The organism is Novosphingobium sp. PhB57 (genome assembly GCF_004342985.1).
GTDB lineage: Bacteria > Pseudomonadota > Alphaproteobacteria > Sphingomonadales > Sphingomonadaceae > Novosphingobium.
Genome location: NZ_SMBO01000004.1, coordinates 1 through 15457, shown reverse-complemented (window position 1 = coordinate 15457; position 15457 = coordinate 1). Strand labels below are relative to the sequence as shown.

At 61.7% G+C, this 15457-nt stretch carries 11 protein-coding genes; 10 read left to right on the top strand and 1 reads right to left on the bottom strand.

Annotation, left to right across the window (positions count from 1 at the left end):
• Positions 1–92: 92 nt before the first annotated feature.
• The 7 genes from EDF58_RS13400 to asd all read left to right on the top strand — a co-directional run bounded on the left by EDF58_RS13400 (position 93) and on the right by asd (position 7871).
• Positions 93–920 (top strand): siderophore-interacting protein, encoded by an 828-nt coding sequence (locus tag EDF58_RS13400; RefSeq protein WP_132266354.1) that lies wholly within the window; start codon positions 93–95, stop codon positions 918–920.
• A gap of 74 nt (positions 921–994) precedes the next feature.
• On the top strand, positions 995–1981 hold the full coding sequence (locus EDF58_RS13395) for an AraC family transcriptional regulator (RefSeq protein WP_132266350.1): 987 nt from the start codon (positions 995–997) through the stop codon (positions 1979–1981).
• A 185-nt stretch (positions 1982–2166) separates the two neighbouring features.
• Entirely contained in the window at positions 2167–4377 is a 2211-nt protein-coding gene (locus EDF58_RS13390) for a TonB-dependent siderophore receptor (RefSeq protein WP_132266347.1), read from the top strand.
• Complete coding sequence (locus EDF58_RS13385; RefSeq protein WP_165921408.1) at positions 4371–4646, top strand: hypothetical protein; 276 nt, start codon at positions 4371–4373, stop codon at positions 4644–4646. The genes EDF58_RS13390 and EDF58_RS13385 overlap by 7 nt, the downstream gene beginning before the upstream one ends.
• Positions 4643–4936, top strand: a complete 294-nt coding sequence (locus EDF58_RS13380) for a hypothetical protein (protein WP_132266341.1) — start codon at positions 4643–4645, stop codon at positions 4934–4936. The genes EDF58_RS13385 and EDF58_RS13380 overlap by 4 nt, the downstream gene beginning before the upstream one ends.
• Positions 4933–6510: a PepSY-associated TM helix domain-containing protein gene (locus EDF58_RS13375; RefSeq protein WP_132266339.1), complete on the top strand. Its 1578-nt coding sequence runs from the start codon at positions 4933–4935 to the stop codon at positions 6508–6510. Before EDF58_RS13380 ends, EDF58_RS13375 begins: the two co-directional genes overlap by 4 nt.
• 653 nt (positions 6511–7163) lie before the next feature.
• The gene (gene asd / locus EDF58_RS13370) at positions 7164–7871 is read left to right on the top strand and encodes an archaetidylserine decarboxylase (RefSeq protein WP_243654246.1); all 708 of its coding nucleotides are present in this window, start codon (positions 7164–7166) and stop codon (positions 7869–7871) included.
• Between the two features lie 59 nt (positions 7872–7930).
• Here asd and EDF58_RS13365 read toward each other — a convergent pair whose 3' ends face one another.
• Positions 7931–8767: a helix-turn-helix transcriptional regulator gene (locus EDF58_RS13365; RefSeq protein ID WP_132266333.1), complete on the bottom strand. Its 837-nt coding sequence runs from the start codon at positions 8765–8767 to the stop codon at positions 7931–7933.
• A gap of 241 nt (positions 8768–9008) precedes the next feature.
• Here EDF58_RS13365 and EDF58_RS13360 point away from each other — a divergent pair, with 241 nt between their 5' ends.
• The 3 genes from EDF58_RS13360 (at position 9009) to EDF58_RS13355 (ending at position 15068) form a co-directional block, all read left to right on the top strand.
• Positions 9009–11207 carry a TonB-dependent siderophore receptor gene (locus EDF58_RS13360; RefSeq protein ID WP_207912970.1) on the top strand — a complete coding sequence of 733 codons (2199 nt, stop codon included), beginning with the start codon at positions 9009–9011 and terminating at the stop codon, positions 11205–11207.
• A 392-nt stretch (positions 11208–11599) separates the two neighbouring features.
• On the top strand, positions 11600–12970 hold the full coding sequence (locus EDF58_RS26350; protein ID WP_243654245.1) for a hypothetical protein: 1371 nt from the start codon (positions 11600–11602) through the stop codon (positions 12968–12970).
• Positions 12858–15068 (top strand): P-loop NTPase fold protein, encoded by a 2211-nt coding sequence (locus EDF58_RS13355; protein WP_243654282.1) that lies wholly within the window; start codon positions 12858–12860, stop codon positions 15066–15068. Before EDF58_RS26350 ends, EDF58_RS13355 begins: the two co-directional genes overlap by 113 nt.
• Positions 15069–15457 lie beyond the last annotated feature (389 nt).

The window sequence follows — 15457 nt, the reverse complement described above, 5'->3', positions numbered from 1 at the left end:
GACGGGGTTGGCGAGAGGGTGATTGCCTCGGGATCGAAATTTAGTTTATAGGCATGAAACTAAATCGAGCGAACGCAGCAGGAGATTGGACGATGGCCGATGAAATTCGCGGTGCGGAGACGAAATTGCGCGGCGAAGACCATGATCGCGGGCTCCACGAAGTCCGCGCCGTGGTGGAAGCGATAGAGCGGCCGAGTTTTTCGATCGTCCGCATCCGCACGCGGCTTGCCTCCTCTGCCGAAGATCCGAACTGGGCCCAGCCCAATGTTGCGTTTCGCATCCATCTGGGCGGCGATTATGGGGACGTCTCGCGGATCTACACCGTGCGCGACTACGATGGCGCGGGCGGTTTCACGTTCGATGTCGTGCTGCATGAAGGCGCTAGCCCGATGATGCGCTGGACGGCTGCGTTGCGCCTTGGGGATTCGTTCGAACTGACGGGTCCGCGGCCGCACATCGGCATTCCTGAAGCGGCCGGGCGCAAGGTTGCGCTGTTCGTGGACGAGACGGGGATACCCGCGCTCTTTTCGCTGCTCCGCCAATGGCCGGCAGGCGTTGCCGGCAAGGGCTGGATCGCCACGAAGGATGCGCAGGTCTTTGCCGGATTGCCGCATGTGGATGGGCTGGAACTGGTGCGGGCCGAGGGTGATGAGCCCGAGATGCTGCTGGCTTATGCTCAGCGGATCGGCGATGCCACGGGTTGGGCGGTGTGGGGCGCCGGTGAGCGGGGCGAGATGCGGGCGATCCGTCAGCATTTTGCCGCCTTGGGGCTGGCCAAGCAGGATATCGCCATCGCCGGTTACTGGCGGCGGGGCGTCAGCACCACCGAAATCGATGCCCGCCGCAAGGAGGATTACGAACGCGTTCTGGCGCGTGGCGGTACCTTAGCGGATTATGACGACCTTGCCGTCGAAGTCTGAATTTTTCGCGAGTTAGTTGCGAATGCGACGTAATAGCATATTGAGCCAGATCGAAGAATGATGGAGCGAATTTGATGAACGCACATTTCGTCGAGGGTGACTTCGATGCGGACGCGCTTGTTTGTGAGGCGGTGCATCAGGCTCTTGCTGCTGCCGAGGCACCGCAGCGGCTCCGCCAGCAAATGGCCGGTTCGTTCGAGGGATGGTTCTGGGTGGAGGATGTCGGCCCGGGTCTGTTCGCATCGGCCTGTCAACTTGCGTCGCCATCGGGTGCGGCGATTTCCCAGCCGGTGGAACGCTCGGTGATGATGACCTTCCTGCTGGATGGCGAGAACGGCCAGTTCGCGCCGGAAGGGGCCGAACCGGTAGCGAGCCGGGCGGACCGCGTGCATGTGGTCGGGCTGGGAGAGCAGCGCCTCTGCACCCGGGTGCTGGAGGCGGGGCAGGGGTGTCGCCGCGTGGAGATCGGCGCCCGTACGCAGTTCCTCGAAGCCAATGCGGATGCCTTGTCCGACGTCGATCTGAAGGCTCTGGATTACCTGATGGCGCCGGGCTTTCGCAGCTATCACCTGCCGCGTAGTGAGGCGATGACGCAGATGGCCGCGATGCTGACGGAGGAGCGCTATCACGGATCGCTCGGCCGCCTGTTCCGCGAATCCGTGGCCGTGCAACTGATGCTGCAAACCCTGCGGCAATTCCGCGAGGGCGGCGAATATCGCGCGGCGCTGGGCGCGCGTTGCTACGATGCGGTGATGGAGGCGCGGCACATTCTGGACGGCACGCTGCTGGCACCGCCCGGCACGATCGAGCTTGCGCGGCAGGTGGGGCTGAACCGCAATGTGCTGCAAGCCGGGTTCAAGGCCCGGTTCGGTACCACCCTGTTCGGCTATGTGCGCGACAAGCGCATGGCGATGGCGCGCATCATGATCGAGGAACAGGGTTTCGGCGCGGCGGAGGCGGGCTACAAGGTGGGCTTCGCCAGCCCTTCCGCTTTCTCCGCCGCCTATCGCCGCAAGTTCGGCCGCGCCCCGATGAGCCTACAGCGCGCCGCCGTGGCCTGACGCGACAGCATTCGTGCCTGGCGCGACAGTCATGGCGATTGGCCAGCGCGGAGTCCCTGCCTAATGAGAACGGGTCGCATTTGGGGCGACGCGATCCTCTTCCCGTTTGAGGGCAGCGGCTGACGGCATTTCTTGCCGGAGCTTGGCCGAAATCCTCCTTCGGGCACGATACGAACAGGGATTTCATGACCAGAATCTGCTTGCTCTCCGCGGCCTTGCTCGCGGGGACGTCCGGTATTGCCCACGCCCAGTCGGCCGAGGAGGGCGAAAGTTCCGACCGCGTGATCGTGGTGACGGCCACGGGACAATCGTCGGCCACATCGACCACGAAGACCAACACGCCGATCATAGAATCGCCGCAGAGCATTTCCATCGTCAGCCGCGAGGAAATGGACTTGCGCGCCTCTCCGACGATCTCGGATGCGCTGGCTTATACGGCGGGGGTGCAGGCCGCGCCGTCCGGGCTCGATAGCCGCGTGGACGAAGTGACGGTGCGCGGTTTCGCGGCGGGCGGGTTCTCGTCGAACAACAACTTCGTGGACGGCATTCGCCTGCCGACCGGTGGGCAATGGACGCGCACGTCGTTCGATTCCTTCGCGATCCAGCAAGTGGAAGTGCTCAAGGGGCCATCGGGCACACTCTACGGGCAGAGCGCGCCGGGCGGCATGGTCAATATCGTCACCAAGCGGCCGACCGACCAGTTCCACGCCGAATTCATGCTTCAGGCCGTGGGCATGACCGACCTTGGCAAGTGGAACTATCAGGCCGCCGCCGATGTGAGCGGGCCGGTGACGTCCACGCTCTCGGCCCGGCTCGTCGCGCTGTCGCGCTATGGCGATACGCAGGTGGACGATGTGAAGATCGGCCGCAAGTACATCTCCCCCAGCCTGACCTGGCGGCCGGACGACCGCACGAGTTGGACGCTGCTGGGCCAGTACCAGCGCGATGAGGGCGGCGCCACGTTCCAGTATCTCCCCGCCAGCGGCGCCCTGCGCAAGAGCAATGGGCAGTACGTCAAGCTGGGCGACAATCTGGGTGAGCCGGACTGGAACACCTACGATCGCAACCAGTACCTCGCCGCATCTTTCTTCGAGCACAAGTTCAGCGATGCGCTGACGGTGCGCAACAACACCCGCTACACCCACCTCGACAGCCTGTACAAAGTGGTGGTGCTGACGGGCGACACGATCACCAACTGCACTGCCGCGATCCCGGGCTGCATCGCCGGCCAGACAATTTCCCGCCGCGCCGTGCAGGGCAACGGCAAGAGTGACGGCATCTCCACGGATACGCAAGTCGAAGGGCGCTTCAATACGGGCGCGCTGGAGCATGTGGTGCTGGGCGGCTTCGATTACTTCCACACTAAGTGGGAGCACTATCGCTACTTCACCGCCACCACGCCGCTGCTCGACATCTTCGATCCGCAGCCGAACGGCGCTGCGACAATTGCGGCCAATCTGGCGCCGCAGAGCTTCGTGGAAACGGTCAGCCAGCAGGCGGGCCTCTATCTTCAGGATCAGGTCAAGCTGGGTCGCCTGCGGGTCACGCTCAGTGGCCGTCAGGACTGGTACAAGGATGACCAATACAACCCGCGCACGGCAACCGGCTTCGTCTCCAAGAGCGATGCCTTCACCTGGCGCGCGGGCGCGGTCTACTTGTTCGACAACGGGTTGGCACCGTACTTCAGCTATGCCGAGAGCTTCCAGCCGCAAGTCAGCGATCCGGCGACGAACCTGACCGGCGCGGTGTTCAAGCCCACCACCGGGCAGCAGTTCGAAGGCGGCCTGCGCTATCAGTACGGCAACAGCATCTATCTGACGCTGGGCGCCTACCAGATCACCCAGCAGAACCTGACGACTTCGGCCAGCAGCGAGGAACTGGCGGCCTATCCCGATCACGCCTGCGACGATGCCAGCTGCATCGTTCAGACCGGCGAGGTCCGCATTCGCGGCATCGAGTTCGAAGCCAAGGCCACGTTGCCCACCGGCACGGCCATCGTCGGCAGCGTGACGCGCAGCGAAAGCAAGATCACCGATACCAATACGGCCAGCCAGCTTGGCAAGAAGCTGGCGGCCGTGCCGGACTGGATGGCCTCGCTTTTCATCAGCCAGAAACTGGAAAATGGGCTGAATTTCGGTGGCGGCGCGCGCTATACCGGCAAGAGCTTCGGCGACAATACCAATGCCGCGAACCTGGCGATTCCGGACTACACGCTGTTCGACCTGTTCGTGCGCTATGACCTTGGCAAGGTGGCGCCGGCGCTGGAAGGCGCGTCGATCTCGCTGAATGGCCGCAACATCGCCAACAAGCGCTACGTCGCCACCTGTATCGCCGCTTCGGCCTGTTACTACGGTGAGGGGCGCACGCTGACGGCCAGGTTGCAGTTCCGGTGGTGATGGCGGTTGTCGCGGGTGTGCTGATCGTGCTGTCCGGCGTGGCGCTCTACCTTGCCGCTCCGCATCAGGCGTGGGGGGCATTGCCCCTCTCGCCGCGGGCGATGGGCTGGAGCGGCACGGCCATGCTGGCGGCCGGTCTTGCCCTGCTGCTGAACTGGGCCGGTATCGCCACCGCCTTCTTCATCGCCGCGACCGTGTTGATGACGACATGGTCGATCGTGCCCATCGCCGTGGCCTGGTGGCGGCGTAGTGGGGAGGATCGCGCATGAGCAAGCCGCTTTCCAGCCGCGACTGGTTCGGCAAGATCAGTGCGGCCTTCATCCTGGGCTTCACGCTGGCCCTCGCGCTTTCGGGCTTGTTCCGTTGGGCGACCGACTATGGCGATGCCTATTTCTCCAGCAAGGGCCAGCTTGGCATGTGGATCATGGCGCTGACCTGGCCGCTGATCCTGAGCTTCGCCTTTCTGTTCCGTTCCGCCTCGCGCGCATGGCTCTGGCTGGCTCTGGCCAACCTGATGGCCTGGGCACCACTGGTGGCCTTGGGAGAACTGCAATCATGAAACTGCCGACCGACGTCGTGCGGATGTACAAGGAAGTTCACGGCTGGGTCGGCATCATTGCCGGCCTTGCCCTGTTCGTCGCCTTCTATGCCGGCGCGCTCACCATGTTCGAGGAGCCGCTGCAACGCTGGGCCTCGCAGCCATCGACACTGGCGTCAGCGCCCTCGCTGGAGCGTACGCCCGAACTGCTCGCCAAAGTCCGGGCGCAATACCCGGAGGCAGCGCGCGGGCATGAGGTCAACCTCGTGATCGATGCCGCGCATCCGGGCCGGGTCAGCTGGCGCGCGCCGGGCGGCCGGCGCGGCGAGCATGGCGGCGGCGCTACCTACTTCGCCTCACTGGCGCCCGACGGTGCGCTCCAGGTGGAAAAGCAGCAGCGCTCGCAAGTGGCGAACTTCATCGATGTGCTGCACCAGCAGGTGGGGCTGCCATTTTCGCATGCGATCGCCATGCCGATCATGGGCGGCATCTCGCTGCTCTATGTGATCGCCATGGTCTCCGGGCTGGCGGTGCTGCTGCCCAGTCTGGTCAAGGACCTGTTCGCGCTGCGCATCGGCAGGAATGCGAAGCGGATGTGGCTGGACGTGCATAACGTGCTCGGCTTCTTCAGCCTGCCGTTTCACATCATCATCGCGCTGACCGCCGTGGTCTTCGCTTTCCATGACGAGTTCTACGGCGCCCAGCGGCTGGCCTTTTCGGATGCCGCCAGCCGGGCCCGGCCGATGATGCGCGCGGAAGCGGCGATTGCCGATACGCCCACGCTCACCCCGGTTCAGATCGTTCAGCGGCTGAAGCAGCAGGCCCCGGGCTTTACCCCGCATCAGATCGTCTACGGTCAGGGCGGCGGCATCCTGCCTGCCTTGCGCGTGCAGGGCAACGATCCGCGCTATGGCCAGCGCGGCCCGACTTACGGCATCGCCGGGCTCGATCCCAGGACCGGTGAGATCGTCGATCGCAGTTTCATGCCGGGCATGCAGGATGGCTGGTCGGCCACGACGACGGGCTTCTTCACGCTCCATTTCGGCAGCTTCGGCGGCTACCCGATCCGCTGGGCCTACTTCCTGCTGGGGCTGACGGGCGCGTTCCTGTTCTACACCGGCAATCTGCTCTGGGTGGAGTCGCGTCGCAAGCGAGAGCGGAAGGCGGGCGCCGTGCAGCAGACCCGCGCCACACGCATTCTCAGCGCATTGACCGTGGGTGTTCCGCTGGGCTGCGTCGCCGGCATATCCGTCACGCTGGCGGCCGCAAAAGTGCTGGGCCAATCGGCCAGCTACGGCATGCACAGCGCCATCTACTACGCGGTCTTCGTCGTCTTCACCCTGTGGGCACTCATGCGAGGGGCCGCGAAGGCTGGCGCCGAACTGGCCATCGTCGGCGCCCTATCCATGCTGACCATCCCTGCGGCGAGCTTGCTGGGCGGTCACGGCCTCTACGATAGCGGTGCGTTGCTCATGGTGGACTTCATCGCCGGGATTCTCGCGCTGGGCCTGCTGGTCATCGCGCATTCCGCGCAGCGGCGTGCCGGGTCGGGCGCGGCGGACAGCGTCTGGTCGGCCCGGGCACAGTCCGTCTGATGGCAGGGTCATCGGCTCTTTTGCTCAATCGCCGTCCCCGCGTGGAGCGTCAGGTTTTGGCGCTGCTTCGCGGCGGCCGCGGGGCTGTACCGCAGGATCGCAGTGTGGTTCACCACTTTCGGAAACTACGAATCCTCGCAGCACGGGAAGGTTATGCTGTGCTGGCGCCTGAAGTCCAGTTTCTGGGTGCCGGCGAGCGTGTTTTGCTGGCATGGATAGCCATGAGCCAACGGACGTTCGCGCCGGGGTGTCGATCGCCAAGCCCGCCCGAGTTCTCCGCGGTGATTTCTCAATGCGGTGCTGCACTTGTCCGGCTGAACCTACGTCTCTATCCGCTCACTTTCTATTCGCATGCCATCAGGGCATAGCGACGTTTCGATAGTGTCCTGATCGGACTTTCCATGAGGGGCAGAGGCCAAATTGCCGTCGCCAAGTGACGCCGTTCCGCTTAGGTCGTAGTGGGTATCGCCGGTCCACCGCAAAGTGCCGGAATAATTTCGAGGCTGACCTTGTCCGAACGTCTGAACATACTGCTGCAATATCTTCTGCCCAAGCTGGCCTTGACCAGGCTCGCCGGCTGCATCGCGGGCGCTAGCGCAGGTCCCGTGACGACCCGCTTGATCCGGTGGTTTGTCAAAAGATACCGTGTGGACATGACCGAAGCCGCAAACGCGGACATCGCCAGCTACAGAAGTTTCAATGACTTTTTCACGCGGGCGCTCCGGCCCGGCGCCCGTCCATCGGCCCTGGCGGATTTCATCTGCCCGGTGGACGGCGCGATCAGCCAGTTCGGGGTCATCGACGACCATCACATCCTGCAGGCCAAAGGACACAGCTTTACCATTAGGGAGTTGGTCGGCGGAGATGGCGAGCTGGCGGCCAAGTTCCGCCACGGCGCCTTCGCCAACCTATATCTGTCGCCAAGGGACTACCATCGTCTGCACATGCCCTGTGACGGCGTTTTGACGCGCATGATCTATGTGCCGGGGACGCTATTCTCGGTCAATCCTGTCACCGCGAAGGGTATCCCCAACCTGTTTGCGCGCAATGAGCGGGTGGTATGCGTCTTTGAATCGCCGGAACACGGACCCTTCGTAATGGTGCTGGTGGGGGCGACCATTGTTGGCAGTATCGCAACGACATGGCACGGCGTGGTCAATCCGAAGCGCACCAAAAAGCCATCCGAATGGACCTATCCTGACCAGCGCATCTGCCTGAAACAAGGTGACGAGATGGGCCGTTTCCTGCTCGGCTCCACCATCGTCATGCTCTTCGGTCAAGGTAGCCTTGTCTTCAACGAAGCGTGGAGCCCGGCACGGCCCGTGCGGCTTGGCGAGGTGATGGGTAACCGCGAGGCTTGAGGCATCGATCAGTGGCCTCAAGCCGAAATCGTGGCTTTCCTTCGGCTTGCAGCCAGCTATCAGCGGCGCAAGTCGGGCGGACCCGAATTCCTGGCGGGGCCGGTAACATCAGAGGAAAGACGTGATCCGGCAAACGTGCGGCTATAGGCCCGCCCGAGGCTGGCAACGCTGCCGTACCCGAGTTGGAACGCGGCTTGTTGCAAGGTAAGTCCTTGTGCCAGCATTCCGTCGACATGATGCATACGTAACTGTAAATGCCATTTACCGGGCGACAATCCGGTTTCCTCGCGAAAGGCACGCGTAAAGCTTCTGCGGCTCATACCCGCGTCCGCCGCCCAGGCATCGAGATCCAACTGACAGGCGGGATCCATGTAGAGGCGGTCGCTGATGGTCCGCAGGCGAGGGGATTTTGGCATGACTGGCGCGGTAGCACCAATGTCTTCCGCCTGCCCGATTTCATCGAGAATGAGCTGCACCACAAGGGCGTGTCGTTCGCTCTGGGCTGAAGGCTTTTCGTCCAGCAGGCATTCCACCAGTGCATGTAGCAAAGGCGAAACGGTGATGACGCGCACCGTTTCCGGTTGCGACGCGGCGAACGGGTCCACGTAGAACGCGTTATAGGCCGCCGGGCCGCGACAAGTCACTTCGTGAACCACATCGGCGGGAATCCACACGCCTCTACCGGGTGGCAGGAAAATGCTTCGACCCGGCGTCTGAACGACCGAAAACCCCTCTATCCGATAGGAAAACTGACCGCGATCGTGCGTGTGTGGGGGATCATAGTAACCGTCAGACTGGCGCCCCCGAAACGCGACGATCGCGCTGCCGTATTGCAGGCTGGCACTTTCAATCTCCACTGCGGGCAGTTGATCGGTTCTGGATGTCGCTCGGTTCATGGCAGTCAGCAGGCTTCAGTAAGGCGGCAATAGCCAATCGGGCCAAAGAAATGCCGATCGGGCCAAACCGCCATTCGCATTATTGCGAATGCCTCGCAAGATAAATAAAGGCGCGTCACCCCGCCGGTGCGAAGTGGCGCGCGGGCGACAGCACGATTTTCAAACAGGAGGAACGATGTTCACAACGATGAGGCGCGTCATCGCGCCGGGAGCGGCGTGGATTGCTCTTGCAGCAGCGGGCATGACTGCATCCAGCGCTTATGCGCAGGCGGGCAAGGATTCCGGCGACCAGACCAATCGATCCGCGGACAGCCGTATCGACGAGATCCTTGTCACCGGACAGAGCGATGGCTACCAGACGGGGGAAACCAACACGGCCACGAAGCTGCCGCTGTCGCTCCGCGAAACGCCGCAATCGGTCACGGTGATCACGCGGCAGCGCATCGAGGACTTCAACCTCATCACGGTGCAGGACGTGCTGGAACAGACGCCCGGCGTTTCCGTCCAGTCCTATGACAGCAACCGCACCCGCTTCCAGGCGCGCGGCTTCACCATCACGAATTTCCAGCTCGACGGCGTTCCGTCGAACTTCAACGTCGGCGCCAGCGGCAACAGCGTCATGCCCGATACTTCGATCTTCGAGCGCATCGAGGTCGTGCGCGGTGCCGCCGGGCTCGTTACCGGTACGGGCGATCCCTCCGCCACGATCAATCTCGTGCGCAAGCGGCCGACCAATGACCTCAAGGCGAATGTCAGCCTCAACTACGGCTCATGGGATTATGTGCGCGCCGAGGCCGACGTGGGTGGTCCGTTGATCGCCAGTGGCAGGATTCGCGCTCGCGCGGTTGCCGCCTATACGAGCCGCGACAGCTACGTCGATTTCCAGCACGATACCTCACCCAGCCTCTACGGCGTCGTCGAGGCCGACATAACCGAAACGACCCGTCTGCGCGCCGGCGTCGATTATCTCAAGACCGATAGCGAGGGTGGTTCATGGAGCGGCGTGCCGCTGTTCTACAGCGATGGCACACGCACCGACCTGCCGCGTTCCTACAGCGCTGCCGCGCGCTGGAACCGCTGGGAACGTGAGAACACCAACGCCTTTGGCGTGCTCGAACAGGAGATTGGCCGCTGGGTCGCCCGCGCCGCGTACAATCACCGCTGGACCGATACCGAAAGCCTGCTGTTTGCCGGTTCCAACAGCACGTTTTTCCCGGATCGCGAAACCGGCCTCGGTCTCAATGTCGTCAACACCTACGGCATTTCGCATACGCGCGAGGATTCCTTCGACGGCTATGCCACCGGCCCACTGCACCTGCTTGGGCGCGACCATGAACTGGTGTTCGGCGTCAATCATTACGATCGCGAACTGGAAACGGTCGCGACCACGCTGACGCCCGCCTACGGGCTTTCAACCTTCAAGTTCGGCACCACCACTTACACGGCGTTTCCCAGCATCTTCGCATGGGACGGCGACGTTCCGCGCCCTGTCACTGCGGATCGCGGTTTCGCATCGAGCACCGATCGGACGCGGCAGACCAGCATCTACGGCGCCGTGCGCCTCAACCCCTTCGATGGGCTGAAGGTCATTCTCGGTGGCCGCTATACCGATGTGGACACCACTACGCGCACCTATAACACGACAACCGATCCAGGCGCTCTGACCCGCACGGCAAAAAGCGGAGACAACAAATTCTCGCCCTATGCAGGGGTGGTCTGGGATTTGACCTCGGAGATCTCCGCCTTCGCAAGCTACGCGCAAGTCTTCACGGTCCAGACCCAGCGCGATGTCAACAACGACCAACTCGCGCCGCTGACCGGCACCAACTACGAATTCGGCTTCAAGGGCGAATTCTTCGACAATAAGCTTTATGCCGCGCTCAGCGGATTTCACATGGAGCAGGACAATGTCGCCGAAATCCTGACCGGCGCTGCGCCGCTACCTGATGGCGGTACGCCGTACAGGGCTGTCAGCGGGGTCAAGACCTGGGGTGCGGAACTGGAGATTGCCGGTACGATCGTGCGCAATTGGCGGGTCGCTGGCGGCTATACTTACGTGCACAGCGAAAACGCGGACGGCAGCCGCTTCTCTCCCGACACGCCGCAACATCTGGTAAAGCTGAACACCACCTACAAGATCGGTGCACTAACCCTGGGTGGTGGTGGGGCCTGGCAGAGCCGGATCTACCGCGCAATGCCGATCCCGACCGGTGCATTCCAGGCAAACGGACTCCCGGTGACCGCTACGGGCAATGTGTCGCAGAGCAGCTATTTCTTGCTCGACCTGCTACTGCGCTATGATCTCTCACCCAATGTCAGCGTGGGCGTGAACGCGACCAACGTGCTCGACAAGTCCTACTACCGCAATGTGGGCTTCTTCAACTCGGGTTGGTATGGCCAGCCGCGCCGGATCCTTGCGAACTTGCGCTGGCATTTTTAAGCCTTCACCTGCTCATCAGCCATTGTTGATGAGCAGGTGCCGCCTCCAGGAGGAAGCAACAGTTTGTCGGGAATTTGCCCAATGGCCATTTCGAAGCCGCACTGGGACGATAGGCTCACTCGCAAATCGACGAGCCAGGGGCAGCTATCATCGGACCGCGACGCGGTGGTCTATGTTCGCAAAGTCCGCGGAAGCCCTTGGCGGGGCAGGGCGGTATTGGCAGTTTGCGACCAACCCTCGCCAATCAGCGTATCTGGCGTATATGTCCGCTTGAACCAAAACCCGCCGTTCGGTTGCATGCGGCCCCTTACATTGGGATAGGCACCAGCTCCGTCCATCCATTTTGTGTTTTTCATATGTTCTGATATTTCCCAGGTAGGGGGTAATAAGTGATGGCCGACGAACTGCTGTTTCATAAGTACGACTTGTCCCGGGTGATCGAGAACCAGCGGGCGGAGCTGCTGAAAGAGCTCGATGCCATGGCCGACAGCCGTTTGCTAAATACCGATCTGGCCGCACTTCAGAGTTATACGCAGCAGAAATATCAGCTGGAAATGATCGAGCTAGGCGAGCCGAGCGTCGATGAAGGCCGCACGAAAATGCAAGTCGGACGGTACGGTGGTTTTCGCAGTGGCTACGATGACGGCGGCTCCGTGTCGGTGGACGCTCAGCGCTACACGCTCGAAGTACCTTTCACCGGCGACAAGGACTTGTTCGTCTGCCGGGGTTCCACCTTCAACATGAACCCACCGCGTGGGACTGTTAGAGGCAGCGTCATCGCAACAACAATGGTGGAGCGCCAGCCCACCGCTGACCAGATCAACGCCACGTTTGAGCGGTTTCTGAAGGACCTAGACGAGCATCTGGGCTGGTTGCGTCCCGACGTGGTGCGCTGGAACGAGTCCATCGCTGCGGTCGTCGATAGCCATGTACAGGCTCGGCGCGCGCGCGCCGACCAGGCCGGGGCCGTTGCGTCCGGACTCAAATTCGCCCTCAAGCAGCGTAATGACCGCGCTGCTACCTTCGCAGCACCGGTTGCGGCCCGCAAGAAAATCGCCCCGCAACTGCCGCCGGCAAAACCGGCCGCGCCCCCTGAGCCTGCACTGAGCAATGCTATCTACCGCGATATCCTTGATACTCTGCAGCAGATGGCGGAAGTCATGGAACGTAGTCCCCATGCCTATGCCGACATGGATGAAGAAACGCTGCGGTTTCAGTTCCTCGTGCCTCTCAATGCGAAATTCGAGGGCGAGGCACGCGGCGAGGCTTTCAATTATGGCGGCAAAACCGACATCCAGATTACCTCGCAGGGGCGCAATATCTTCATCGGCGAATGCAAAATCTGGAAAGGCGAGAAAGCCTTGTTCGAAGCCATCGATCAGGTGCTTGGCTACCTCAGCTGGCGGGATACCAAGGCGGCGATCCTGCTATTCAACCGCAACCGTTCCTTCTCGGATGTGCTGGCGAAAATCCGCCCGACCATGGAGAAACATCCGCAGTGTACCAGCTTCGACGGGACGCGCGGCGAAACCGAGTTTGCGTTCACGTTTGCGCGCGCCGATGACGTGAGCCGCAAGCTCAAGCTGACCGTACTGGCCTTCGACGTGCCGGGTCATGTCGAAGGCGGCCCATCCATTCGGCAACTCCGATATGAGTCAGAGCCAGCACAGTGGAATCAAAGGGGATCGCGCGCTACAGGCGGGCGACGAAGATCGTCTGGGTTTCAGGCAAATCGCGGCGCGTATCGCCGCATCGCTGGTTGACCACGCATCGGATGGCGGCCTCGTCATCGGCATCGACGGTGCGTGGGGCACGGGAAAATCGAGCCTTCTCTTCCTCATTGAGGATGAGCTGAGCAAGCTCGACGCTAAACAACGCCCTACGGTCATCAATTTCCGTCCGTGGCTTGTGGGTCAGCGCGACACCCTGCTGGCAAGTTTGTTCAGCACACTCTCCACTCAGATCAACAAAGTCGCCGCCGAAGCTGGAAATGCGACAGGCGAATCGTTGGAGAAGGCAAAGGCCGCTGCCGACGCCCTGCGTATGTTCACTGAGGGGCTGAGCAGGGTCGGCTCCTTTGTCGAGTTTGCCGGTGACGCAAGTGGGTTTGTTTGGGCAACGTGGGCTGGCAAAGGGCTAAAAGCCGTCAAAGGAATAGGCAAAAAATCCGAAGCTCGACCGTTGTCGGAATTGAAGGACAAACTCGTTCGGGCGCTAGAGGATCTCGGTCACCGCTTCATCATCACGATTGACGACGTGGATCGCCTTGAGCCGTCTGAAGTGATCGAGGTGTTGCGCCTCGTCCGCTCCGTCGCAGACTTCCCGAACGTCATCTATCTGCTCTGCTATGACAGCGGGATTCTCGCTCATAGTATCAAGAAGGCGGCCAAAGTTAAGCGCGGACAGGCCTATCTGGAGAAGATCGTCCAGCTCACCGTCATGGTGCCGACACCCGAAGCGTTCGAGTTGCGCCAGTGGTTCACGGATGACCTGCATGCGATTGCAACACCTAAGAGCGAGGATGAGCTCTCACGGCTGAGGTCCGTGATCGACTACGAAGGCGGTCGTCTGCTCAAGACGCCCCGCGCCGTGGTGCGCGTACTTGATTCCATTCGTTTCTTTTGGCCGCCCCTACGCGAAGCGGGCGGCGACCTTGCTGATCTGGTTTGGCTGCAACTCATCAAAGACGGAAAGCCTGCGCTTTATCGCTGGATCGAAAACTATTCGGCTGAGGCGACCACTCTTGCGCTTGGTACGGGGACCATAAGCGATGGTGAGAAGACCCAGCAACTCACCAAGTTGCTGGGTTCGGTTGACGACGGTTTCTTCGCGGATTCCACCTATCGTTTCTACTTCGCGGAGCATCTCCCGGGAATGGAGGCTGACATTGACGAGAATGGCACGTTCGAGCTTTTTCAGCGGGACGGCGAGGACGCCCGGGCAGCGGCCATCCGGCACCGCCGTCTCGCCAGCCCCGATTATTACCGACTCTATTTTGCTTTGTCGGCCCCAGCCCATACCGTAACCGGCTTCAGTGCAGATGAAATTGCTGCGGCGGCCGAAGCGAGTAGCGCCGAGATCGGTCGTATTCTTGTCGAGCTGCACAAGCAGCGCATCGGCACGAGCGCCATGGGACAGGCCGACGTTCTGCTTGAGCGCTTTAAAACCGCACATGAAGGGCTGTCGTCCAACCAGAGCCAGCACTTGCTACTGGCATTTTCCAACGTTCTCGATGATGCCTATCGCGCCCGTCCGTTCGACATCGTGTGGATGAGTTCACTATGGGATCGAGCAGAGCGTCTAATTCCGACACTTTTCGGAAAGCTCAGTCCCGAGCAACGCCAGGCGACGATCGCCGGGATGTTCGAGCAAGGAAAGGCCATCAGTTGGCTGTCCAAGCTGTTCCGCAGGGAGACCTTCGGACACGGACGCTTTGGCGACCGCAGGAAACCGGAACAAGATTGGATTTTGAGTGACGCGGAATTGGATCAGGTCACGGCCATTATGCTCCGTCGCTATCAAGCTCTCAAGAAAGATGACCTGTTTGCGTTGATTGATCCGCTCAACGTCCTGTTTGCATGGTCACAGGGCGGTGATGCAAACGGCCCGAAAAAACTCATCTCAGGCTGCATTGCAGATGATGAAGGGCTGATCGATACGCTGGAAAAGCTGACCACCTATGTCACGAGCAGCGATCGGGGAAGGTACTCGGTCCTGAAGCGTAACCACCTTGAAAGTTTCCTGGACTTTGACAAGGCTCGCGAGCGGACTGCGGCGCTCGGCGCTGGCGGAGGCCCGCTGGCGGTGCGCGCGCATGCCCTCGTTGCCGCGTTCGATTCTGCGGATCCTGATTATGATTGAGGTGTCGGTTGCGCCGCCACTTCCGCAGAGCATATAATCCTTCAGATCAGGGGGCGCCCGAGGGGGGATCGGCCCGGCGGCTCTACGCTGGCAAACTCCCACGCCGCAGCTAAATCGGCGCATCTCAGGCTAGCTCATGGGGGGTGGCTTGCAGCGTTTGCCTGCCTGGAAGTGGCCTGTCGACAAACAGCCAACCTTTCCCGTTCGGTGCCACCGCATCGCGACCTTCGGAACGTCCGGTGAACAGCCGAAAGTCGCCCTTCCGAGCCGGGACCAGGAATGACTGCAATGTCCGGTGGGTTCAACGGGTGGCGGCAACACTTTAATCTTTTGAGGAAGATGGAGTGTCGCGATGAAGCAGCGTCGTCGGATCTATTACACGGCCAGCC